General features: G+C 62.0%; 22 protein-coding genes. 6 read left to right on the top strand and 16 right to left on the bottom strand.

From position 1 onward, the window contains the following. Window positions 1-6: 6 nt before the first annotated feature. Window positions 7-792 carry an HAD-IIA family hydrolase gene (locus NKF26_RS16825; RefSeq protein ID WP_253227735.1) on the bottom strand — a complete coding sequence of 262 codons (786 nt, stop codon included), beginning with the start codon at window positions 790-792 and terminating at the stop codon, window positions 7-9. 128 nt (window positions 793-920) lie between these two features. Between NKF26_RS16825 and NKF26_RS16820 the strand changes: the two genes are divergently transcribed. After that, window positions 921-2,600 (top strand): TrkA family potassium uptake protein, encoded by a 1,680-nt coding sequence (locus tag NKF26_RS16820; protein WP_253227734.1) that lies wholly within the window; start codon window positions 921-923, stop codon window positions 2,598-2,600. A 12-nt stretch (window positions 2,601-2,612) separates the two neighbouring features. Here NKF26_RS16820 and NKF26_RS16815 read toward each other — a convergent pair whose 3' ends face one another. Next, window positions 2,613-3,179: a DUF998 domain-containing protein gene (locus tag NKF26_RS16815; protein ID WP_253227733.1), complete on the bottom strand. Its 567-nt coding sequence runs from the start codon at window positions 3,177-3,179 to the stop codon at window positions 2,613-2,615. Between the two features lie 38 nt (window positions 3,180-3,217). Continuing rightward, entirely contained in the window at window positions 3,218-4,714 is a 1,497-nt protein-coding gene (locus NKF26_RS16810) for a stage II sporulation protein M (RefSeq protein ID WP_253227732.1), read from the bottom strand. Between the two features lie 172 nt (window positions 4,715-4,886). On the opposite strand from NKF26_RS16810, the gene NKF26_RS16805 reads away from it, so the two are divergent. Further along, the gene (locus NKF26_RS16805; protein WP_253227731.1) at window positions 4,887-5,099 is read left to right on the top strand and encodes a hypothetical protein; all 213 of its coding nucleotides are present in this window, start codon (window positions 4,887-4,889) and stop codon (window positions 5,097-5,099) included. Window positions 5,100-5,129: 30 nt separating this feature from the next. Beyond that, window positions 5,130-5,285: a hypothetical protein gene (locus tag NKF26_RS16800; protein WP_253234626.1), complete on the top strand. Its 156-nt coding sequence runs from the start codon at window positions 5,130-5,132 to the stop codon at window positions 5,283-5,285. On the opposite strand, the gene NKF26_RS16795 is transcribed toward NKF26_RS16800, so the two are convergent. The 6 genes from NKF26_RS16795 to NKF26_RS16770 form a co-directional block, all read right to left on the bottom strand. After that, entirely contained in the window at window positions 5,270-6,307 is a 1,038-nt protein-coding gene (locus NKF26_RS16795; RefSeq protein ID WP_253234625.1) for a 3-oxoacyl-ACP synthase, read from the bottom strand. The two genes, NKF26_RS16800 and NKF26_RS16795, sit on opposite strands and share 16 nt — an antisense overlap. After that, the gene (locus NKF26_RS16790; RefSeq protein WP_253227792.1) at window positions 6,307-7,479 is read right to left on the bottom strand and encodes a branched-chain amino acid ABC transporter permease; all 1,173 of its coding nucleotides are present in this window, start codon (window positions 7,477-7,479) and stop codon (window positions 6,307-6,309) included. Before NKF26_RS16790 ends, NKF26_RS16795 begins: the two co-directional genes overlap by 1 nt. A 109-nt stretch (window positions 7,480-7,588) precedes the next feature. Then, the gene (locus NKF26_RS16785; protein WP_253227728.1) at window positions 7,589-8,626 is read right to left on the bottom strand and encodes a branched-chain amino acid ABC transporter permease; all 1,038 of its coding nucleotides are present in this window, start codon (window positions 8,624-8,626) and stop codon (window positions 7,589-7,591) included. Next, window positions 8,623-9,321: an ATP-binding cassette domain-containing protein gene (locus tag NKF26_RS16780; RefSeq protein WP_253227727.1), complete on the bottom strand. Its 699-nt coding sequence runs from the start codon at window positions 9,319-9,321 to the stop codon at window positions 8,623-8,625. Before NKF26_RS16780 ends, NKF26_RS16785 begins: the two co-directional genes overlap by 4 nt. Then, a complete protein-coding gene (locus NKF26_RS16775; protein ID WP_253234624.1) occupies window positions 9,318-10,085 on the bottom strand; it encodes an ABC transporter ATP-binding protein in 768 nt (255 codons plus the stop codon). Before NKF26_RS16775 ends, NKF26_RS16780 begins: the two co-directional genes overlap by 4 nt. Before the next feature lies 1 nt (window position 10,086). Continuing rightward, window positions 10,087-11,508, bottom strand: a complete 1,422-nt coding sequence (locus tag NKF26_RS16770) for an ABC transporter substrate-binding protein (protein WP_253227725.1) — start codon at window positions 11,506-11,508, stop codon at window positions 10,087-10,089. 833 nt (window positions 11,509-12,341) lie between these two features. Here NKF26_RS16770 and NKF26_RS16765 point away from each other — a divergent pair. After that, a complete protein-coding gene (locus NKF26_RS16765) occupies window positions 12,342-13,199 on the top strand; it encodes an SDR family oxidoreductase (protein ID WP_253227724.1) in 858 nt (285 codons plus the stop codon). Between the two features lie 112 nt (window positions 13,200-13,311). Here the strand turns inward: NKF26_RS16765 and NKF26_RS16760 are convergent, their stop codons facing one another. Beyond that, complete coding sequence (locus NKF26_RS16760; protein WP_066148865.1) at window positions 13,312-13,530, bottom strand: hypothetical protein; 219 nt, start codon at window positions 13,528-13,530, stop codon at window positions 13,312-13,314. A gap of 472 nt (window positions 13,531-14,002) precedes the next feature. On the opposite strand from NKF26_RS16760, the gene NKF26_RS16755 reads away from it, so the two are divergent. Beyond that, on the top strand, window positions 14,003-14,953 hold the full coding sequence (locus tag NKF26_RS16755; protein ID WP_253227723.1) for an alpha/beta hydrolase: 951 nt from the start codon (window positions 14,003-14,005) through the stop codon (window positions 14,951-14,953). A gap of 2 nt (window positions 14,954-14,955) precedes the next feature. Here the strand turns inward: NKF26_RS16755 and NKF26_RS16750 are convergent, their stop codons facing one another. The 4 genes from NKF26_RS16750 to NKF26_RS16735 form a co-directional block, all read right to left on the bottom strand. Beyond that, a complete protein-coding gene (locus NKF26_RS16750; protein ID WP_253234623.1) occupies window positions 14,956-15,657 on the bottom strand; it encodes a helix-turn-helix domain-containing protein in 702 nt (233 codons plus the stop codon). 145 nt (window positions 15,658-15,802) lie between these two features. After that, window positions 15,803-16,012 carry a hypothetical protein gene (locus tag NKF26_RS16745; RefSeq protein WP_253227721.1) on the bottom strand — a complete coding sequence of 70 codons (210 nt, stop codon included), beginning with the start codon at window positions 16,010-16,012 and terminating at the stop codon, window positions 15,803-15,805. A gap of 439 nt (window positions 16,013-16,451) precedes the next feature. Further along, window positions 16,452-18,083 (bottom strand): AMP-binding protein, encoded by a 1,632-nt coding sequence (locus NKF26_RS16740; RefSeq protein ID WP_253234622.1) that lies wholly within the window; start codon window positions 18,081-18,083, stop codon window positions 16,452-16,454. Next, on the bottom strand, window positions 18,076-18,879 hold the full coding sequence (locus NKF26_RS16735; protein WP_253227719.1) for an alpha/beta fold hydrolase: 804 nt from the start codon (window positions 18,877-18,879) through the stop codon (window positions 18,076-18,078). Before NKF26_RS16735 ends, NKF26_RS16740 begins: the two co-directional genes overlap by 8 nt. Window positions 18,880-18,966: 87 nt before the next feature. On the opposite strand from NKF26_RS16735, the gene NKF26_RS16730 reads away from it, so the two are divergent. Continuing rightward, window positions 18,967-19,359, top strand: coding sequence for a MaoC/PaaZ C-terminal domain-containing protein (locus tag NKF26_RS16730; protein ID WP_253227718.1), 393 nt, complete (start codon window positions 18,967-18,969; stop codon window positions 19,357-19,359). 163 nt (window positions 19,360-19,522) lie between these two features. Here the strand turns inward: NKF26_RS16730 and NKF26_RS16725 are convergent, their stop codons facing one another. Further along, window positions 19,523-20,725 (bottom strand): MFS transporter, encoded by a 1,203-nt coding sequence (locus tag NKF26_RS16725; RefSeq protein ID WP_253227717.1) that lies wholly within the window; start codon window positions 20,723-20,725, stop codon window positions 19,523-19,525. A 199-nt stretch (window positions 20,726-20,924) separates the two neighbouring features. Then, window positions 20,925-21,386 (bottom strand): cupin domain-containing protein, encoded by a 462-nt coding sequence (locus NKF26_RS16720; protein WP_253234621.1) that lies wholly within the window; start codon window positions 21,384-21,386, stop codon window positions 20,925-20,927. Window positions 21,387-21,509 lie beyond the last annotated feature (123 nt).

The following is a 21,509-nucleotide window of genomic DNA, read 5'->3' as shown; positions in this document are numbered from 1 at the left end:
CCCGATTCAGTCCCCGAGCACTTCGTCTATCTCCCTAACTGAGTCGATTACGTGGTCAGGCTGGATCTCCGATCCGGCGAGCACGTCCGGCGACGTCACGCCCGAGCGGACGAGCACCGTCGTCGCCCCGATTTCCTCGCCGAGGGCGATGTCCGTGTCCAGTCTGTCCCCGACGACGAGGCAGTCCTCCGCCGAAACGTCGAGATGGGACAACGCGGCCCGCCCCGCGTCCGGCGACGGTTTGCCGAGGACGTGGTCCGGTTCCCTGCCCGCGACGCCCGCGATGGCGTTGATGATGGCTCCCGATCCCGGGACGAGTCGCTCGTGAACTGGAATCGTCACGTCCGGATCGGTACCGACGAACGGGACGTCACCTTCGAGCGCCCAGAGCGCGGCGGTGAGGTCGTCGTAGTCGAATTCGCGGTCGATGGAGGCGACGACGAGTTCGGCGTCGTCAGGGTCCTCACACACCACGAACCCGCGTTCTTCGAGCAGTTCGGAGAGATACCCCTCGCCGACGACGAGGGCGTCGTGTCCCTCGTACTCGGCTTCGAGGAATTCGGCCGTGACGAGCGCCGACGTGAGCACGTTGGCGTCGTCGATGGCGATGTCGGCGGCGGCAAGCCGTGAGACGTAGTGTTCCGGCGGTTGCGTCGGATTGTTCGAGAAGAACAGGAGGTTCGTTCCCAGGTTTCGAAGCGTTCGAACGGCCTCGGCCGCACCGGGGACGCCGTTGTTTCCCCTGACGAGCGTCCCGTCCACGTCGAGAATCGCGCCACGATAGCGGGTCATTTGATGGGACAACGGACCGGGGGATGTTGAGTCGTCCGGTGAGATGGCGGCCGAATCCGTCAATCAACGAGACGAAACCATCCCGATAGACGGCAGAATAAAGGCACCTGACTGACAGTCTTAGGACAATGGTTTCGCGACCGCGACGCGTTCCGTTCACCGTGTTTCCCGAAGTGTCACGGCAGCGACGACGGGCGTTTCTCTATCTCGCTTCGTTTGCCGGGGTCATCGTGCTGTACACCGTCGCGTACATGTGGGGGATGGAGACGTACGAAGGGGTACATCGAACCGCGCTGGAGGCGTTCGGTATCGTCATCGAGACGTTCACGACCACGGGGTTCGGCGTCGATGCTTCGAAATGGACGACGCCGCAGATGCACCTGCTCATGGTGGCGATGCAGATCTCCGGGGTACTGCTCATCTTCATGGCGCTCCCGGTGTTCGTCGCGCCGTGGGTACAGGAAGCACTGCGCGTGAGTCCTCCAACGGCCATCGACGACGTGGAGGACCACGTGGTCGTCTGTGGTTATTCGCCGCGCGCCGAGACGCTCATCGACGAGTTTCAGTCGTGGGACAGGGAGTTCGTCGTCGTCGTCCGCGACCGGGACGAGGCGCTCGACCTGTACGAGGCGAACATCTCGGTCGTCCACGGCGACCCGGAGTCAGCCGACGCGCTCCGAAACGTCCACGTCGAGGACGCCTACGCCGTCGTCGCCGACGCGACCGACGAACAGAACGCGAGTATCGCGCTCGCGGTCCGTGAGGTATCCGAGACGGTTCGGGTCATCAGCCTCGTGGAGAACCCGGATTTGGCGAACTACCTCCGCTACGCCGGGGCGGATCAGGTGTTCTCGCCGCGTCACCTGCTCGGCCACAGTCTCGCCGAAAAGGTCACGGCGTCGGTGACGGCGGACCTCGGCGAAACCGTCACCATCGGGGAGGATTTCGAAATCCTGGAGCTATCGATCCAGGCCGGGTCGGAAATCGCGGGCAGGAAGCTCGCGAAAAGCGGCGTTCGGGAACGAACCGGCGCGAGCATCATCGGCCTGTGGCGACGTGGGGAGTTCCAGAGTTCTCCCTCGCCGACGACCGAACTGGACGAGAGCACGATTCTGCTCGCCGCCGGGCGGGAGCAGCAACTCGAACGGCTGAAGGAGATGACCATCTCGGACGGCCGCGGTCCCATCCGCGGGTCGATAATCGTCGCCGGTTACGGGGAGGTCGGTTCGACGGTCGGAGAAGCGATGCAGGAGAAGTCGATGCGGACGACGGTCGTGGACAAGGCGGACAAATCCGGCGTGGACGTGCTCGGCGACGTTCGGAACGAAGACGTACTCCTCGAGGCGGGAATCGAGTACGCCAACGCGATCATCTTCGCGCTCGCGGACGACACGACGACGATTTTCGCCACGCTCATCGCCCGGGAACTCGCACCCGGGGTCGAAATCGTCGCCCGCGCGAACGAGACGGACAACATCGGAAAGCTGTACAGCGCGGGCGCGGACTACGTCCTCGCCCTCGAAACGGTGAGCGGCCGAATGCTCGCCTCGACGATCCTCGAAGGCGAGGAGATCATCTCCCCCGACAAGCAGATCGAAATCCTGCGGACGACCGCACCACGGCTGGCGGGCCAAACCCTTCGGGACGCCGCCGTGAGAACGCGAACGGGGTGTACCGTCATCGCGATCGAGCGCGACGGCGAGGTCATCACCGACCTCGGGTCGGATTTCGTCATTCGCGCGGACGACCAACTCATCATCGCCGGTACCGACGAGGACACGAACGAGTTCGCCGAGATCGCACAGTGAGTTCGGACCGGATCAGAACCGCCGGACGGTGGCGACCATCCAGACGATGAGGATCAGCGCGCCGACGGTCTCCGGAATCGCCAAGCCCGACCCGATCCGGATTCCGACCGCCCACAGAATCCACGACGTGATATGGATGACGGCGAGCCAAACGCTTCCCAGTCCCAACGTCCGTTCGTCGGTCACGATTCGCCCGGACCCGAGGAAGAAGAGGGCGTAGGTGAGTCCGGCGTAGAAAGTGATTGCCATGGGAAAGTGCAGGTTCGTCCCCTCGGGGAAGATACCGACGAGACCCATTCCGACAAACGAAACGAGGAGGACGACCGTTCCGACCGCATCGAACCGGTTTTCACGCCGCGCCCAAAGTCCCCGGACGAACGGGAGCGCGAGTATCGCGCCGACGATGAGTCCACCGTTGAACAGCCACGCCGTCGATTCCCCCGCCGCACCGAGGTCCGAAAGCGCGTCAAGCGTCCACGAGAACCGTGGCGAGATAAGAGCCGCGAGCAAGATCGCGCCGAAGGTGACGAGGGGGGCGGCAAGCCCACTCAGTTCGGGAATCGTTCGGGTTCGATTCATACACGATCGTCCGAACGGAATGCGATAAATCGTTCGTCTCACACGACGTGCGCGGCGACCCACCACGTCACGAACGCCTCGATGAACGCCGCGACGATGAAGACGGGGAGCAGTCCGAGCACGACGTAGTAGGCCCTGACGAGTTCGTCCGAGAACGCCTCGACCGACGTTCGGCCCCGAACGTACGACCACGAGACGCCGCCGAGATGGAGACCGAGCGCGCCCGCGACCGACAGGCCGGGGATTTCGATGACGCCGTGCGGGAGGATGAGGGCGAGCGCGAGGGTCGGGTTCGGGAGCAAGCCGACAACCGCGCCGACGACTGCGCCGTTGAACAGGACCGTGACGAGGGTCGGAACGCCGAATCCGATCCCGGCGAAAGCCGCCGAGATGGCGACCAACCAGTTGTTCGCGGCGATTTTGACGAACACGTCCACCGGAATCGTGCCGAAGACGTTGCTGGTCAGGTCGGGACGCACGCTCCGGAGCGTGAACGGTTGCGCCGCGAACCACCCGCCGACGCCGCCGAGCGCGAACAACCCGAGCGTGGCGAGAAACAGGAGCGGTTTCCGTGCGAGAAACGACCTGAGTTCGTGAAGCCCGCGGCCTAACGCGCCGCGAAGCGACCCACGACCCGTCGAAAGCGTCGGTTCCGCATCGAGATACACCGCCGTCTTCAACATGCTCAGCACGGGTAACAAAAAGAAAAGCAGGATGATACCCGAGACGCGACTGATGCCGACGAGTCCGAACCCGGCCGTCAGGAAGGCAAACACGCCGAACAACCCGACGGCGACGATGATGTACGCCGCGGTGCGCGCCACGTTGTGCCGGACGAACCCGCCGCTTCGACGGATTCCGGTCCAGATACCGACGTCGTCGATGACGATGGCCTGCGGGACGAACATGAACAGCAGGTAGACCACGAGGCAGACGACGAGAAATACGAGGGAGAGGACGAGGCCTCCGAGGAGGGTTACCACAGTCGGATCCCCCTGTGCGAGGACCGCGAGAACCACGAAGACGAGGAAAGCGACTCCGAAGGCGACGAAAACGACGATGAACGCCGCCAATCTGGCGAGCGAAAGCAGGAGGAACCTCGTCGCGTCCTCGCCCGCTCCGACGACACCGGCCGGGACGGGTCGCTCGTTTCGCAGGGCGGCCGTCACCGCGTGGACTTGGGCCGCACCCACGATGGCACGAGCGACGAACACGGCGACCAATGCCAGCAACATGGACACGACGAGAATGAGGACGACATCGGGTGTGAGCAGGCCGTGGAGTGCGTCCGCCAATCGATTTGCCCCCTCGGGATTCGTTCCGGCTTCCGCCAGGTCCGTATGTCTGAGCGCGGTGACCACGGCGTCGAGACGCCCCGTACCGGCGAGAAGCAGGTAACACAGCACCAACCCGAGGATCGGAAACGTCTGGGCGATCAAGTTGATGCTCGACCCGGCGAGAAAGAACGGGAGGACGGTCGCCGGGCGGTCGAGGAGGATCGACCGGGCCGACGAGCTAGCGTCGCGGAGTTTCATATATCCCCACATCTCATTCGAATTAAATATGTTTGGCGGTGGTCGGTCCCCCCGGGGCGAAACCCGAACGGACGAACTGGCGGCGTTCGTCCGTTTTCCCTGACAGGGTTTTGCCGATCGTAACGTCGTTTTTCCGAAAGTAGTCCGAACCTACAGCGTTTCGAGCGAGAAATTGGCGAGGCGAAGCGTCCCGTATTCGATCGATCGGCGACCGAACGCGGCGGCACAGGAGGACGGCACCACCGACGACGACGGTGAGGGTGACGACGGTTACACCGGCGGCGCACGGCCGGGGGATGGGACGTCCACACGGACGTATTATCCGATTAGTCAGCTCGGTACTTCGATTCACACCGTCCCTGTCGGGTGGTTATCGGGCGTATAATAAAGATAGATGAGGTATCATATGAATTTGATGAGCACCTTTGGAATCAACTGGCGGCGGGCGGGACACGAAGCGAGCCAGGCGGACGGCGAAACCAAGCACGCTGACGAGGAGGAGACGTCCCGTCGATCCTATTCGCTCCGTGCCCTGCTTCCGGGTCCGTACGTTCGCTATCCGAAAGAGTAAGTGGAATTACCGCTCCCGTGCCAGTCGAGCACCGTCGCCGCCCACGTGTAGCCGGTTCCGGCCGCGAGGAAGCAAACGACGTCCCCCGCCTCCAGTAGGCCGTTTTTGACCCCCACGTCGAGCGCGAGTATCTGATCCACGCTTTGGACGTGTCCGAACTCGTCCAGATAGTAGTTTTCCGCGTCGAGCGTCGAACAGAGGTAGTCGTGGAACGACCGTTTCATGTGTGTGAGCGCGACGAAATCCAATTCGTTCCGCTCGTATCCCGACCGCGTGAGCGCGGTGTCGGCCACGGAGAGGAAGTTGTCGAGACTCACGTCGGCCAACCGCTCCTTCATGCCGTCCGGGTCGGGAACGTCCAAGGTGTGAAGTCCCGCCTGCACCGTCACCTCGCTCGGCGGGTTGCGCGACCCACCCGCGGGCATGACGACGTTCTCGGAAAAACTGCCGTCCGTGACGGCGGCGCTCTCACGAACCGTGGCGAGCGGGTCCTCCGGCGATGCTTCGAGCACCATCGCACACGCGCCGCTGCCGAAGTTGAACATGAACGAGGAGTCCTCGTTCCCGTAGTCCACGAGGTCCTCCTCCCGACTCGCGGAGACGAGCAGGATTCGTTCGACGTGGTCCGCGACGAGCATCGACTTCGCCTGGCGGAGCGCGATGGGCGCACCGGCACAGAGCGCGTAACTCTCGCTGGCGAACGCCCCCTCGGCACCGATTCGCTCCGCGACGTTCGCGGCGGCGCTCCAGACGACGAAGTCCTTGAACTCGCTGCCGTGGTACAGCACCGCGTCGAGTTCCGACGCCTCGATCCCGGCACGGTCGAGTGCCCGTTCCGCGGCGTTCACGCACATGTCCGTCGCGTGGTCGCCGTCGGGCGGACAGACGTGTTTTTCACGCACACCCATCTTCTCGACGACGACGTCCTGGGGGATGCCGCTCTGGCGAGCGATTTCCTCGCCCGTCACGGTGTCCTCGGGAACGTCGATTCCGTAGCCAGTGAGACCGATTATCGTATCCATTATCGTATATATCTCCGAATTCGCGCAGGGAGTCGTTTCCCGACGGGACCGCCGAGGCGGTCACGCAGGGTGCCGAGCAGTCCGTTGGGAACGAACAAGACGAACAGGACGAACAGCGCGCCGACGTACAGGTCGGCGTGACCGTTCAGGAACGTCTCGATGGCTCCCTGAACCGTTAGTCCGTTGTAAATCGTCGTTCCCATCACTCCCGCGCCGAGATGGTCTCTCAGGTAGGGTAGGAGTCCGACGCCCTGGGCTTCCTTCGACAGGAACTCGCGGACCGACTCGTCGAACAACTGCCCGTAGAGCGGTCCGGCGAGCGTTCCGAACCCGCCGATGATGGAGGCCAGCAACGCGTCACCGGCCACGAGGAAGTTAAACGTCCCGTCGGGCGAGACGGTTCGCTGATAGCCCGCCAGCAGACCGCCCGCGATAGCGGCAAAGAAGGCGCTGATGGCGAACGCGCCGAGTTTGTAGTGGAAGGTGTTGTACCCCACCGCGATTGCTCGCTCCTCGTTTTCGCGGATGGCGATCATCACTTTTCCGAAAGGAGAGTGGATGATTCGCTGCATGGCGAAGTAGCAGACGAGCACGACCAACCCGACCATGTAGTAAGACACCCCGGTCTGGTCGAGGTGAACGAACCCCAGCGAGACGGTGTCGCCCGTCAGCGCCCCAATAGCGAGATTCAGCGAATCGATACCCGGAACACCGATGTTGAGTCCGGCCGGACCGTTGACGAGAATTCCGTCGTGCGGGTTCGGCCCGACGTAATCCCATCCGCTGACGAAGACGTACAGCACTTGCGCGAAGCCGAGGGTAATCATGGCGAAGTAGACGCCCGTCAGGCGGAACGAAACCGAACCGATTGCCAGTGCGAGGACGACGGCGAGGAGTCCGGCCACCACGAGCGAAATCATGAACGGCGTGTTCGCCGGGAGGAACGGAACCTTGTCGTTGGCGGTGAGGATGACGAAGTACGCGCCGGTGCCGTAGAACGCGGCGTGGCCGAACGACAGGTAGCCCGTGTAACCGCTGATGAAGTCGAACGACATGGCGAACAGGCCGAAGTAGAACACCGGAATCATCGTCTCGACCTGCGGAAGGAGGGTCATCGCCTCCGTTCCGACTGGCGAGTTTTTCAACGCCGTATAGATGGCGGGGTAGGCCATGAGCACGAGGATGACGGCGAGGTGAACCATGTGGTCACGGGTGTACTCCGCGACCCACGAGTTCTCGGTTCCCTTCGAAACGGTTTGTCCGTCGGTCCCGGTTTCGGTGCTAATGGCCCCCCACCTCCTCGACGCCGAACAGGCCCTGTGGCCGCAAGATGAGCACGACCACGAGGATGAGGAAGATGGTCATCTCCGGCAGTCCGGCGAAACTGATGGCGTTATCGAACCACCACGTCGTGATGGCATCGACCATGCCGACGAGAAGCGCCGCGACGACGGTGCCGCGGAACGTCCCGAGGCCGCCGACGATGACGACGACGAACGCCGGAAGCAACGCCTGCGAAGCGACCGGAACGCTCGCACCCCACTTCGGGTCCCACATCAACAGGACGCCAGCGATGCCGGCCAGTCCAGTGCCGAGCGCGAAGATGACGGTGAACACCCGGCGAACGTCGATGCCGAGCGCTTCGGTCATCTCCGCGTCTTCGCTCCCCGCTCGGATGACGAGTCCGTAGCGGGTCCGGGTCAGGAAGGCCCAGATTCCGGCGACCGTGAGGACGCCGAACGCGATTTCGAAGAGAGCGAGGCCGTTCACCGAAGTCCCGGCGAAGCCGACCTGCGTGGTCAGGAAGCCGGGTTTCGTCGCGAAAGCGTCCTGCCACGCGGTTTGGGGTTGCATACCGTAGAACTGGACGACGATGCTGACGAGTTCGTTCAACACCAGCGTCAGCCCGAACGTCAGCAGAATTTGATACACCGGCGGTCTGTCGTACAGTTTGCGGATGAGACCGACTTCGACTGTCGTCCCCAACCCTGCCAGCAAGCCGAACGTGACGACGACGGCGACGAAGAACGCACCCATCTGGGTGAGCGAACTGCTCCCCGCCGAAACCAGCACGACCATTATCACCCCGCCGAGGTACGCGCCGAGCATCGTCAGCGACCCGTGGGCGAAGTTCAACACGCCCATCAGGCCGAAGATGAGGGTCAGACCGCTCGCAATCATCACGTACAGCGCGGCCTTGGCGAGACCCTGAACGAACACCGACACGAGCGTCGATGGGTCGAGGAAGTCGCCCAGTGCGCTGCCGAAGTTGGCAAGCGGAACGAGCGAAGCGAGCGGAGCGAGTATTTGGAAAATCATGCGGAGAGATACCTCCTGAATCGCTCGTCGTCCATCGAGACGTCGTTCGCGTCACCCGATTCGACGACGCGTCCGTTATCGAGGACGTAGAACCGGTCCGCGAGGTCGAGCGCCAGCGGGAGGTTCTGTTCGACCAGCAGTATCGTGGTGTCGGTCGCCGCCTCGGCCAACGCCTCGGCGACGGCCTCCACGATGAGCGGGGCGAGTCCCTCGCTCGGTTCGTCCACCAGCAAAATTTCGTTGTCGCCGACGAGTCCGCGAGCGAGGGCCAACATCTGTTGTTGGCCGCCGCTGAGATTTCCGGCCTCGCGGTCGCGGTGCTCTTCGAGGGCGGGGAACGTCTCGAACGCCACGGCGAGCGCGTCGTTCACGTCGTTCCCTTTCGGCACCGCGACGCGGACGTTCTCCTCGACCGTGAGTTGGGTGAAGATGCGCCGTTCCTCCGGAATCCAACCGATTCCCATCTCGGCGACTTCGTGGGTACTCTTGCCGACGAGTTCGGTCCCGCGGAACCGAATGCTTCCTTTCCGTGGGGGGGTCAACTGAAGGATGGTGCGGAGCGTCGTCGTCTTGCCGACGCCGTTTCTACCGACGAGGGCGACGACTTCGCCTTCCTCGATGTCCATCGAAACGCCCTCCAGCACGTGACTTTCACCGTAGTAGGTGTGAGCGTCTTCGACCGAAAGCAGACTCACGCGATACCCTCCTCGGCCTCGTAGCCGCCGAGATACGCCTTCTGCACTCGTTCGTCGTCGCGCACCGATTCGGGAGGTGCGTCGGCGATGACCGAGCCTTGATTCAACACGACGATGCGGTCGCTGACTCGCATCACGATGTCCATGTTGTGTTCGACCAAGAGGACGGCGTGGTCTTCCGCCACGTCCTCGATGAGGTCGATGATCGTCCCGACGCTTTCCGAGGAGACGCCCGCGTTCGGTTCGTCAAGCAGGAGCACGTCGGGGTCGCCCGCGAGCGCGACGGCGACTTCCAACTGACGGGTCTGCCCGTGGCTCAGGTTTTGCGCCGTCGTGTCCGCGAACTCCGCGAGTTCGACGCGTTCCAGAATCCGGTGGGCTTGCTCCGTATGTTCCGGAAACGCGCGCACGTTCCGCCACGCGTTGGCCGACCCGTTTCCGTGGGCCTGGACCGCCACGCGAACGTTTTCGAGGACGGAACTCGTCGGGAAGACGTTCGTTATCTGGTAGGAACGATGCAGTCCCAACCGGGCCGTCTCGTGCGGCGGCGTATCGGTGATATCCCGCCACGACCCGTTCGTTCGAAACTCGATACTGCCCTCGCTCGGCGTGAGGACGCCCGTCAACAGGTTGAAAAACGTCGTCTTTCCGGCACCGTTCGGGCCGATGAGCGAACAGAGTTCGTCCTCTTCGAGCGAAAAATCCACGTCATCGACGGCGACGAGGCCGCCGAATCGCCGCGTCAGCCCCGTGGTTCGGAGCATGTTAGAGCGAGCAGGACATGCTGCTCGCGTCCTTCGGGATGGTCGCCTCCTCGCCGTCGATGGTAGCGAGCGGCTTCCCGGGCATGACGGCGGCGTCCCAGCTATCAGCCCACTCGTCCGTCGTCGGAACGGGATTGGCGACGGTCATCGAGGAGCGGGCTTGGTTGTTGTACTTCTGGAAGACGTAGCCGCCCTCACCCTTCGGCGTGTCCTTCACGGTCATGCCGCGCATGGCTTCCGCGATGTCGGTTCCCTTCGTGGACCCGCTCTCGCGGACGCCTTGCACGATGGCCGACGCCGCGGTGAACGTTCCTGAGGTGAACAGGTCGGGGACGACGCCGTAGGCTTTGGTGTACGAATCGACGAACTTGGAGTTGATCTCGTTGTCGTACTGGTTCCAGTGGTAGCGGGTCGTGAACGGCCCGAGCTTCGCCTTTTCGATCTTCTCCTTCGTCAGCGGCTTGCCGAGGACTTTCTGCATCGTCTGGCCGACGACCTGATTCGTGATCTGGGTCGCAAAGCCACCGAAAACGCGGTAATCGTAGTCGCCGGAGAGGTACTCGGTGAAGAGGTTCGGCAGCGTGGCGACGGTGAACCCGCCGACGATTCCCTGTGCGCCCGCCTTTTGCGCGTTGTCGAGCAGGCCCTTCCACTCGGAGTGACCCTGTGGAACGAACTTCTTGCCGACGATTTTCACGCCCTCGTCCTTCAGGACCTGTTCGTAGTTGTTCACGACGGCCTTGCCGAAACTGTAGTCCGCGCCGAACAGGTACACCTTCTTCACGTCCGTCTGCGTCGCGACGTACTTCCCGCCGCTCCGGGCGTCCATCGCGGTGTTCTCGCTCGCGCGGAAGACGAGGTTGTTGCACGTCTCGCCGTTCGAGGTGATGTCGGCGGACGCCGCGGGACCGGCGATGTACGGGACGCCAGCCGTTTTCGCCACCGTCTTGATGACTGTCGTCGCCGAGGACGACGACGCACAGCCGAACAGCATGTCCACGTCCTGGTCCTTGACGAGGTTCGTCGCCAACTTCTGTGCCGTCGCCTGTTTGAACTTCGAGTCACGGACGTACAGTTCGAAGTCCACGTCGCCGACTGAGACGGTTGTCTTCCCGGTCTTGACGCCGGTCTTCGGCTTCGCGTCGGCTTTGTACGCCAGTCCGGACAGGAAACCCCACAGGCTCTGTTGTCCGTAGTACTTCAGGCTCCCTGAAATCGGTTGGAGTACACCGACCTTGACCGTTCCCGATACGTCCTTCATCGTCGTTTTACCTCCCGTTCCAGCATCGTTACCATCTTTCGAGTCGCTCGTTGTATCGTTGTTGTCATCGTTTCCGTTTCCAGTACACCCTGCCAGTCCAGCGATGCCGACCGCACCCGCCGACGTGAGGACGTTGCGCCGTGTCAGTCTCCGGTTCGTCATACCATCTATACCGGGTGCGAGAAGTGGCAAATACTGCTGGGTTAACATGTGAACTGACTGGCGCATGGGAGTGGCAAACGGCACCAATCACTGAATTCCGCAATCACTGAGATAGAGGATAGAGGTCTCGTGGGCAAGCAGCCATCCCGAGTGAACAAGCGTGATATATGCAAATAAACTCGAATTTAATTACACAATTAGACAGCCAAAAAACTGATTCGAGTGGGTGGAATACAATATTTCGTCGGGGCATCACTCCATGATTGTGGTTGAATCGGTTAGCTCCCTCCCGACAACCGTGAGAAGCGCTCATGTGCACCCAATGGCTCCTCACGGTCTTTCGATACTGACGCTCGTTAGGGGAGTTTACAGATTCAGAAGTAGAGATAAATTGTTAGCATTTGCAACCAATTTGCTCACGGTCCGCTCACCCTAACGAACAGTTGTCGAAGGGAAAGCGCATAGACATCCTCTCTCTTCGACGATCCCCGCTTGACAAACGTCGTGGCTGTGAGGGAATTTTCCGCCCTGCATTTTGTTTTAGACGCGACATCTGTACTCGGTTGTGTTTGCCAATAACGAACCGACAACCACACACGATCGTGTCGAGGCGGCAGGGACCCGACGGTAAACGATGACGATAGTAGTTGTCTGAGACAGTAGTGTGTTGAACCGAGATTGCTCGGTAGAGCGTCTCCACTAGGCCTTCAGATCATCTATATCGGTATCGACACGTGAGAGATGGAGTTGAGTTGATCTTCTGTCTGACCGGCGATACGGCGGTTCACATATCAACCCGGAGCTTTTCGTCGTTGCCTCACGCGTTCGTAGATATGGCAGACGACGCGGTAACGCCGCCCGAGTTCGACCCCGACGAAGTACTGTACGTCGAAGACGACCGTTTCAGGCCCGAAAACGTCGCCATCGTCACGGGCGCGGCCTCCGGCATCGGACGCGCGGCGGCGTTCGCGCTGGCGGCGAACGGCCTCACCGTGGTCGGCACAGACGTGGACGAGGACGGACTGAGCGAGACCACCGACCGGGCCGAGGAGTACGGCGTCGCGGAAAACGTCGAGACCGTCGCCGCCGACCTCAGTGACGAGGACGAGATCGATCGCATCGTCTCGCACGCGGCGGACGCGGGCGCGGTGAAATATCTCGTCAACGTCGCCGGACTCCAGCACATCGACCCCATCGACGAGTTCCCGGCCGAGCAGTTCGACCTGCTCCACGACGTGATGGTTCGCGCCCCGTTCCTGTTGGCGAAAGCCTGCCTTCCCCACATGCGCGACAGCGACGACGGAACCGGCTGTATCGGCAACATGGCCTCGGTTCACGGCCACTACGTCACCTCGGACAAGGTCGCGTACAACGTCTCCAAGTTCGGTCTCCGCGGTCTCACCCAATCCATCGCGGCGGAGGGTGACGGCAACGTTCGCGCCTTCTCGATCAGTACCGCTTACGTGAAGACGCCGCTCGTGACGGATCAAATCCCGGACACCGCCGAACAACGCGGGATTTCGGTGGACGAGGTGGTCGAAGACGTGATGCTCGGCCAATCCCGGACGAAGGAGATGATGACGCCACAGGAGGTGGCGAACCTGTTCGTCTTCGGGTTCTCGAAGCACGCGAGTCATCTGAACGGCGGCGACCTGCTGTTCGACGGCGGCATGACGCTGACCTACGACTGAGTCCCGACACGCGGTTTCGATGTGACGGGACGAAAATAATGCCAAAACGAGAGACCACATCGAACTGCCGACGTGGTCATTCGGCGGGCAATTCCCCAGTGTTACCCTTCGATCATCCCCACAGCCAATCCGTGAACCACACGGCGAGGCCGAGGAGGACTGATGCGATGCCGATCGGTTGGAACGGCGGAATGATCAGCATGACTACACCGGCGGCGATCAGGAGGATTGCCAACTCCTCTTCCGCGTACTCTTCCGTGAACCGGACGAACAACGATCTGTTGTCCTCTTGTTCGGTTGATACGTTCTGTTCGGTTTCTTCGGTTGCCATATCTTTCCCCCGCATACGCAGAGGGGACGACCCTATTTCCCTCCCCCGTCAGTTCACGAAATCAGATCGTATCTGAGGGAGTCATTTCCACGTTATATTCCCATGGGAATGTCCGATTTAATACGCGAACATCGTATTTTTCGATTCGAAGGGATCGGTCGGGTGATGGAAGCCGTTTCGATGGACCACATCCCCCGAGCGGCGGCGACGTATTCGACATTTCATCGGTACGTTCCCATTTGTGTCCGTTTCCCGTCCGTTGGCACGATCTAAGCGACCATTGAACCGACTCCCACGACGACACACACGTTCGAACGATCGTCCGTCGGTCGTTCCGACGCGGTCGCCAGGAGTACTCCGGAACACACCCAACCTCCAATAGCTCCCCGTTCAAATAATTACCCGTGAGGACAGCAATGTACACGGAAATGGAGGAATCACTTATCGATCGTCAAAAGGACGGACGGATCACATGGTAGACGAACCGGACCCACAGGTGCAGGACGTCCTCTCGCTGCTGGGTCAATCCACGGCCGCCCGGTTACAGGGTCGTGGCCTCACGGTTTCGGCCGCCCGCTCGATGATGGAGGAGCGGCCGACCCTCGCCCAACCGGAATCGGTCGGGCAGATCGAGGAGTTCGAGATCGAAGGCCCGGACGAGCCGATTCCGGTTCGACTGTATCAACCCGACGGTGATGGCGATAACCGACCACTGGTGGTGTACTACCACGGTGGCGGGTTCGTGCTGGGCGACTTGGACGGCGTGGACCCCATCTGTCGCCGACTCGTGAACGAAGCCGACTGCGTCGTCCTGTCCGTTGATTACCGACTCGCGCCGGAACACCCCTTCCCGGCCGGGTTCGAGGACGCCTACGCCGCCGCCGCGTGGGCGAGCGAACAGGCCGCCGTCCTCGGCGTCGATTCCGACAAAATCGCCGTCGCTGGCGACAGTGCAGGTGGGAACTTCGCGGCCGCCGTCGCGCTGGCCGCTCGGGACCGCGGCGGCCCCGACCTCGCCCACCAACTGCTCATCTATCCGGTCGTCCGCTCGCCGGTCCAACCGGCACCGGATTCCATCGAGGAGAACGCCACGGGCTACCTGCTCGAAGCCGACGCGATGGAGTGGTTCGATGAACAGTACCACACCCGACCGTCCGACGCGCGAAACGAGTACGCGTACCCTCTGCTGGCACGCGACCTCAGCGGTCTCGCACCGGCGACCGTCGTGACTGCCGGTTTCGATCCACTCCGCGACGAGGGAATCGCCTATGCCGACCGACTCGCGGAGGACGGCGTGCCGGTCGAGCACCGCAACTACGAGGCGATGATCCACGGCTTTGCGAGCATGGTCGGCGCCGTGGACCGGACCGACGAATTTCTGGCTTACGCTGGCGCACGGTTACGGGACGCGTTCGAGGAATAAGATCAGTCGAGCAGTTCCAGCGCGTCCACGACGCGCTGGATCATCTTTCGTTGGCCGCGTCGCAGGTTCTTCGAGACGGCCGGTTTCGAGACGCCGAACTCGTCGGCCAGCGTGCCGAGCGTCGCGGAGCGCGGACTCTGGAAGTAGCCGTCCCGAACCGCGTGTTCCAGCGTCTCGCGCTCGACGTCCGAGAGGTCACGACAACCGTCGATGAGCGTCATCGCGGCCCCGGCGTTCTGTACGAGGTTCTGGAGGTCGGGGAGGTCGGGCGTCTCGCGTGACACCACGTCGAACTCGTTCTTCCATTCGAGTTCCGAGAGCGCGCCGTTGGCCACGTCCTCGTGGTCGAAGCCGACGTGCCACAACTCGTGGCCGTCCTCGATGTAGAACGGGCCGGTGATGTAGCCGTCGTGGTTTCTGATCGCTTCCATCGCCTCCGTCTGTCCGATGACGGTACGGATGTGCGCGACGTTGTCCCGCTTCGACAGCAGCGAACAGCCGTGCATGTTGTCGTGTTCGCGGAGCGCCTGCAACCCGTGTTCGAGTTCGTTCCTGTCCTCCCCCTCCACGACCAGTCGCGTCTCCAACTCCTCCGCCGAGCGGTCGAAATCCCAGTGGACGGCGGAGTACGTCACCCCGTAGTCGTCCGAGGTGTCGATGAACGGGCAGTCGTACTGCTCCATGTCCATCGTGAGGTCTATCATTATCGTTGACTCTGTTACCGCGAACCATACGTAAGACGAGTTAAAATAGTTTTCTTATCTGTTGAAGGGAGATGATTACTGACAGTCGATTTCCGAGCGAGGTAATCGAGGGCGGTCAGGGAGTCGTACCGACGTCAAAACGAAACTAGGAATTATTTTTCGGCGCTTTCCATTCGTCTCGGCGGAGATAGACGGTCATGAGTCCGAACGCCAGGCCACCTAGACCACCAATGAACAACTGGTAAGACCCCTGTTTGTCGAAGACGAGCGTCCCGATGGCCGCCCAGATGACAGCCCAAATCACGACCATGACCGGAACGAAAATCCACGGGTTTTGGAGGTTGAATTCCACCATACCCGATATTTGTTTCACACAATCAAATAAATGTTGGAAGATGGGGGTGTGCACCGAATCGTTCACCCTTGAAGCCCGTTCCCCACCGAAATTCTGCAGGAACGGAAACTTCGGCGGCGCTCCAGAAAAGCCGAAAGCTCTCACGCGGATCAACTACGTCGATATCCGTCGTCTTATCCATCGTTCGAGGATGAAGACTAGGGAGAGAAGGAACCCCGTCTGGGCACCCGAAACCACCTGATCGACCGGGTCACCCGAAAATAAGAGACCGACGAGTAGCCACGTCACCATTCCGAAGACTACCATACCGGGTATGAATATCGACGGATTTTCCGGGCGCATCGTCTTCATGAACGTCGCATTATTTTCAACTAACTAACCAGTACTGGTAGCCTCGGATCCGAACCGTTCGCCACTTCCGTGAAAACGGAATTCCAGTCTACTCCCCGCCGAACTCCGCCGTAACGGCTTCCCGATCGATTTTCGACGGTCCGGACATCGGCATTTCATCGACGAACGCGAGATGGCGCGGGCGCTTGAACCGGGCAAGTTTACCGTCTAGGAATTCCTCCACGTCCGAAAGCGTGAGCGACTCGTCCCCCTGAACGACGGCCTTCCCGACCTGTCCCCACTTCTCGTCGGGGACGCCGATGACGACGACCTCCTCGACCTTCGGATGGTCAGCGATGACGTCCTCGATTTCGGCCGGGTAGACGTTCTCGCCGCCGCTGACGTACATGTTCTTCTTCCGGCCTTCGATGTAGACGTACCCCTCGTCGTCCACGCGCGCGAGGTCTCCTGTCGAAACCCAGTCGCCGGAAGACTCGCTCCGCTCGCCTTCCGTGCTCCCGTTCGCTTCGCTCACAGGAATACCGAACGTCTCGGCGCTCTCCTCGGGATTCTTCCAGTAGCGGTCGGCGGCGTGGGGCGAAGCGAGTTCGAGTTCGCCGATCTCGCCGGTGAGGGGTTCGCCGTCGTCGTCCACGACGCGGGCATCGACGTGCATCGCCGGGACGCCCACGCTGTCGGATTTCTCGTGGGGGCACCCGTCGGGCAGGGTGAAGTTGTTCGGGCCGCACTCCGTGAGGCCGTAGCCCTGCGAGAGTTCGACGCCGCGGTCCCACCACGCTTCCATCACGGAATGGCGACACGGGCCGCCGCCGCTCTTGGCAAAGCGGAGCGTCGAGAGGTCGGTATCCTCCCACTCGTCGTGACGGCACATCATCCGCAGGATGGCGGGCACCGCGACGAGAACCGTCGCACCCTCGGATTCGACCATCCGGAGGACGGATTCGGGGTCGAACTCGCGGGCGATGACGACCCGCGCGCCGAGGTGGAACAGTGGAACCGTCAGCACGTTCCACCCGCCGGTGTGGAACAGCGGGAACACCATCGGCGTCACGTCCTCCGGGCGAAGCCCCCACGCCGTAATCGTGTTGAACGAGTTCCAAACGATGGACCCGTGCGTGATGACCGTCTCCTTCGGGACCCCCGTCGAACCGCCCGTGTGCAGGAAGAGGTGCGGGTCGTCCATCGACAGCGAGGCCGTCTCGACCGGCGAATCGTCCGCCGGAAGCGCCGAATTCCACGAATTGGCCTCCAAAACCTGCGATTCGGACTCGGCGAACGAGTCCGAATCGCTCGTGGGTAGACGGAGTACCGAACTCTCGAACTCGCGGTCGTCGTGTGCGAGCACGTCGCTCGCGAGGGTCGAAAACGGTTCCTCCACGACGAGCAGTTCCGGGTCCACGTCGTTCAGCATCTGGACCAGTTCGCCCGCTGCGAGGCGGTGTGAGAGCGGCGCGAGCACGCCACCGGTCTTCCCCGTGCCGAAGAAACAGTCGATGAGCTCCGGTCGGTTTCGGGAGATAGCGGCGACACGTTCCCCATTTTCGACCCCGTGCTCGCGGAGCAGACGAGCGGTTCGGTTCGCCCGGCGGTCGAGTTCCCGATAGGTGTAGCGCTGGCCCGTCGTGGCGTCCACCAACCCGACCCTTTCGGGTGAGAGTTGCGCCCGTTTTTCGCTCCACGCGCCGACCCAGTCGTACGGTCGTGTGGAGTGATCAGGCATCGTCGATGAAAGTACGGAGTCGGTCGTTTACCGCATCGGCCTGTTCGATGAAGAAGAGGTGTGGGCCGCCGTCGAACAGTTCGAGTTCGGCGTTCGGAAGCAGTTCCGCGAGCAGTTCCCCGTTTTCGACCGGAAGCACGCGGTCCGCGGTTCCGTGCGCGATGAGCGTCGGAATCGAGATTTTATCGAGTCGGTCGCTGTCGTCGAAGTTCATCACACCCATGGCCTGTGCCTCCCTCCCCGCGTCGGAGGCATCGCCCTCCAGACGCCAGTCCACGATGTCGGAGACGAGGTCGTCGTGTTCCGCGGCGAACTCGTCGGTCATCGCGGGGGCCATCTTGTAGCGGATCGCCTCGCGTTCGTCGTACCCCTCGGGCACGTCGAACATCCTCTCCTGCGTCTCGGGCGGCGTCGGTACCGCGTTCTCGCCGCCCGGCGTGGTGCAGAGCAGGGACAGCGTCTCCGCACGGTCGTAATCGAGAGCGTACTCCTGGGCGATCATCCCGCCCATGCTCGCCCCGACGACGTGGGCGGATTCGACGCCGACAGCGTCGAGGACGGCTTCGAGGTCGCTCGCCATTTCCTCGATACTATACGGGCCGTCCGGCGTGTCGGACGTTCCGGTTCCGCGGTTGTCCCACACGACGACGTGATAGTCGTCCTCGAACGCTTCGCGTTGCCAACGCCACATCCATCGTCCGTAGCCGAGTCCTTCCACGAAAACGATGGTTTCGGCGTCCGTCGGACCGCCCTCCTCGTAGAAGAGCGAGACGCCGTCGTTGTCGGTAAATGGCATAAATAGGGCGACGCGTGTTCGCGTAATCAACCCCCTGTTTCACATGTTAACCCGGCGATTCATTCCGGCGCGGAACCGAGTTCGGATATGCCAGTCGCATCAGTCGGGGACGCCGAAACGGCGACGTTGGAACTGACACAGGAACACATCGACCAGTTCGCGGCTCTCACCGGCGACGAAAACCCGCTTCACGTGAACGAAGCGTACGCCGAAGAGGGCCTCTTCGGCGGCCGCGTCGCCCACGGCGCGCTCACGGCCAGCGTCGTCAGCGCCGCGCTCGCGGCGCTTCCCGGTGACATCGTCTATCTCTCGCAAAATTTGGAGTTCGAAAACCCCGTCCGGCCGGGCGAAACCGTCAGCGCAACCGCGGCCGTTACCGAGGATTTGGGAGAGGACCGCCTTACGGTAGAAATCAGCGCGGAAACCGACAGACAGGTGCTCTCGGGCGAGACGACGATCATATCGCTTCCCCACGAATAGCGACGAGTAGTTCGATCGGTCCCGATATTCTACCGGCGGCGGTTTTCTCGCCTTACGCGAAGTTCGATACGATACCGCCTCGATTCCGCCGATGTCCGTTTTCAGGGTCGATAGCATCGGCTGGAGCGGTGTCAGCGCGAAGATGGAGAATGATCGGGGGTGATCAGTCAGCCGAAACGTGCTCCGCCGCGTTTCGGTTGATGGCGTTGAGCAGGAACGATCCACCGCCGAAGAGACCGACCGCGCCGACGAAGACGACGACTGCGCCGACGAAGAACGGGACTCCCGGCGAATAGGCGTCCTTCAAGTATCCGGCGAGGACCGGCGCGATGGCCGCACCCGACCACCGCAGGAAGTTGTATGCGCCGCTGCTGACCGAGCGCGTGAACGGCGACACCTGAATGGCGAACGTCGTGAACATCGCGTTGGCGATACCGCAGAAGATACCCGAAATCACGATGACTGGGAGCAGTAGTTCCGCCTGTCCTTCCGCGAATCCGGCCGCGGCGAGGACGAGGGCCATCCCAAGCACGTCAGCGAACAGCACTTTCGATGCGTCGAACCTGCTCGTCAACCAGTTCACGACGAACACGGAGGAGACCGCGACGAGGGCACCCCACGCGAAGAACGTCACGCCGAGCGCCGTGGCCGAAAGGTCCGGAAGCGTAAGCGGCGAGTACGCGAGGATGGTGAAGAACCCGAAGCTGTAACAGAGACCGATGAGGGCGTTGACCAGCACGGGCGGATTTTTCAGCGCCATGATCATGTCCGCGGGCGTCGCTTGCTCCTTTCCTTCCGGTTCACGGAGGAAGGCGAGCGAGACGATGAGGGCGAGCGCCATCAGCGTCGCCGTACCGAAGAAGGGGTAGCGCCACGAGAACGAACCGAGATAGCCGCCGAGAAGCGGGCCGCCCGCGATGCCGAGGCCGAGCGCCGCCTCGTACAGCATGATGGCTTCTTCAGTCCCGCCCTCCGCGAGGCCGACGATGACGGCGAGTGCCGTCGAGGTGAACAACGCGTTACCGAAACCCCACCCGCCGCGCACGATGGCGAGTTCGGTGATGGAGTTCGACAGTCCTGCGAGTGTCGCCATCACGACGACGATGGCGAGACCGACGATGATGACTCGTTTATTGCCGAATCTGGCGCTCAAAACGCCCGACACGAGCATGGCGACCGCCATCACGATCAGGTAGGTGGTGAACAACAGTTCGACTTCCGCTCCCGACGCGCCCATCTTGTCGCCGATAATGGGAAGTACCGGGTCGACGACGCCGATTCCGAGAAACGCGACGAACGTCGCGAACGCCGTCGCCAGAACGGCAGGGGAAAAACGATCCGTAACTGTTCGTGTAGATGTACTCATCGGACAGTCATAGGTCTAACTCCCCATTTAACTTGTTGGTTTCGTCACCACTGACCGGAGGCGGCCAGTATCGGGCGTGTATCCAACATCTTCTTTCGTTTCGTAACGGACGATAGGCGATCAGAATGTAACTTACTGACTGGTCAGTAAATGCGAGATCAGGAGGAAGGTGACACACGAACGCTCCCGGACTCGCTGGTCAGGTGTATCTCCCGGTTTCCGCACCACACGTTCCACAATAGAACGCGACTCCGCCATCGATCTCCTCGGGGACTGCCGGGGTCCGCTCGTCACACGACGGGCACGTGCGGCGGAGTTCCATCGGTTCGTCGTCGCGCGGCGCGCCGAGGGCGAGGACGACGAGTCGTTCGTCGCCGCTGTTCCGTCCCTGTTGCCACTCGCCCGGCGCGAACCGTATCAGTTCACCCGAAGCAACCACGACGTCACCGTCCTCGGTTTCGAACGTCGCCGTCCCCGTGAGCACGTAGAACACCTCCTCCTGTTCGAGGTGACGGTGGTAGCAATGACCGACGTGTTCGCCGGGAGCGCGTTCGAAGTAGTTGATCGCGAGGCCGGTCGTCCCGAGCGCTTCCGAGAGCGGTTGGAAAAACCGTGAGCAACCCTCGTCCTCATCGGGGTTTTCGATTGCAACTTTTTTCATTCCGGTCGGAATTCGCGGCGAGATGCATAACGGTTTGGCGTGCACTGAAACTGTCGCCGGGATCGCCTGGGTCGCCGGGTTTGCCGTGCTCGCTTGCAGTCCGTCGCTCGACCCGGACCAACT

The organism is Haladaptatus sp. AB618, from assembly GCF_024136965.1.
In the GTDB taxonomy this organism is placed as follows: domain Archaea; phylum Halobacteriota; class Halobacteria; order Halobacteriales; family Haladaptataceae; genus Haladaptatus.
The sequence above is the reverse complement of the archived record's forward strand: the minus strand, read 5'-3'. Positions and strand labels throughout refer to the sequence as shown.

What these genes read in the sequence shown, in the direction of transcription:
- NKF26_RS16825 (WP_253227735.1), bottom strand. Translation starts at nt 792, where the DNA reads ATGACCCGCTATCGTGGCGCGATTCTCGACGTGGACGGGACGCTCGTC.
- NKF26_RS16820 (WP_253227734.1), top strand. Translation starts at nt 921, where the DNA reads ATGGTTTCGCGACCGCGACGCGTTCCGTTCACCGTGTTTCCCGAAGTG.
- NKF26_RS16815 (WP_253227733.1), bottom strand. Translation starts at nt 3,179, where the DNA reads ATGAATCGAACCCGAACGATTCCCGAACTGAGTGGGCTTGCCGCCCCC.
- NKF26_RS16810 (WP_253227732.1), bottom strand. Translation starts at nt 4,714, where the DNA reads ATGAAACTCCGCGACGCTAGCTCGTCGGCCCGGTCGATCCTCCTCGAC.
- NKF26_RS16800 (WP_253234626.1), top strand. Translation starts at nt 5,130, where the DNA reads ATGAGCACCTTTGGAATCAACTGGCGGCGGGCGGGACACGAAGCGAGC.
- NKF26_RS16795 (WP_253234625.1), bottom strand. Translation starts at nt 6,307, where the DNA reads ATGGATACGATAATCGGTCTCACTGGCTACGGAATCGACGTTCCCGAG.
- NKF26_RS16790 (WP_253227792.1), bottom strand. Translation starts at nt 7,479, where the DNA reads ATGGCCTACCCCGCCATCTATACGGCGTTGAAAAACTCGCCAGTCGGA.
- NKF26_RS16785 (WP_253227728.1), bottom strand. Translation starts at nt 8,626, where the DNA reads ATGATTTTCCAAATACTCGCTCCGCTCGCTTCGCTCGTTCCGCTTGCC.
- NKF26_RS16775 (WP_253234624.1), bottom strand. Translation starts at nt 10,085, where the DNA reads ATGCTCCGAACCACGGGGCTGACGCGGCGATTCGGCGGCCTCGTCGCC.
- NKF26_RS16770 (WP_253227725.1), bottom strand. Translation starts at nt 11,508, where the DNA reads ATGACGAACCGGAGACTGACACGGCGCAACGTCCTCACGTCGGCGGGT.
- NKF26_RS16765 (WP_253227724.1), top strand. Translation starts at nt 12,342, where the DNA reads ATGGCAGACGACGCGGTAACGCCGCCCGAGTTCGACCCCGACGAAGTA.
- NKF26_RS16760 (WP_066148865.1), bottom strand. Translation starts at nt 13,530, where the DNA reads ATGGCAACCGAAGAAACCGAACAGAACGTATCAACCGAACAAGAGGAC.
- NKF26_RS16755 (WP_253227723.1), top strand. Translation starts at nt 14,003, where the DNA reads ATGGTAGACGAACCGGACCCACAGGTGCAGGACGTCCTCTCGCTGCTG.
- NKF26_RS16750 (WP_253234623.1), bottom strand. Translation starts at nt 15,657, where the DNA reads ATGATAGACCTCACGATGGACATGGAGCAGTACGACTGCCCGTTCATC.
- NKF26_RS16745 (WP_253227721.1), bottom strand. Translation starts at nt 16,012, where the DNA reads ATGGTGGAATTCAACCTCCAAAACCCGTGGATTTTCGTTCCGGTCATG.
- NKF26_RS16740 (WP_253234622.1), bottom strand. Translation starts at nt 18,083, where the DNA reads ATGCCTGATCACTCCACACGACCGTACGACTGGGTCGGCGCGTGGAGC.
- NKF26_RS16735 (WP_253227719.1), bottom strand. Translation starts at nt 18,879, where the DNA reads ATGCCATTTACCGACAACGACGGCGTCTCGCTCTTCTACGAGGAGGGC.
- NKF26_RS16730 (WP_253227718.1), top strand. Translation starts at nt 18,967, where the DNA reads ATGCCAGTCGCATCAGTCGGGGACGCCGAAACGGCGACGTTGGAACTG.
- NKF26_RS16725 (WP_253227717.1), bottom strand. Translation starts at nt 20,725, where the DNA reads ATGAGTACATCTACACGAACAGTTACGGATCGTTTTTCCCCTGCCGTT.
- NKF26_RS16720 (WP_253234621.1), bottom strand. Translation starts at nt 21,386, where the DNA reads ATGAAAAAAGTTGCAATCGAAAACCCCGATGAGGACGAGGGTTGCTCA.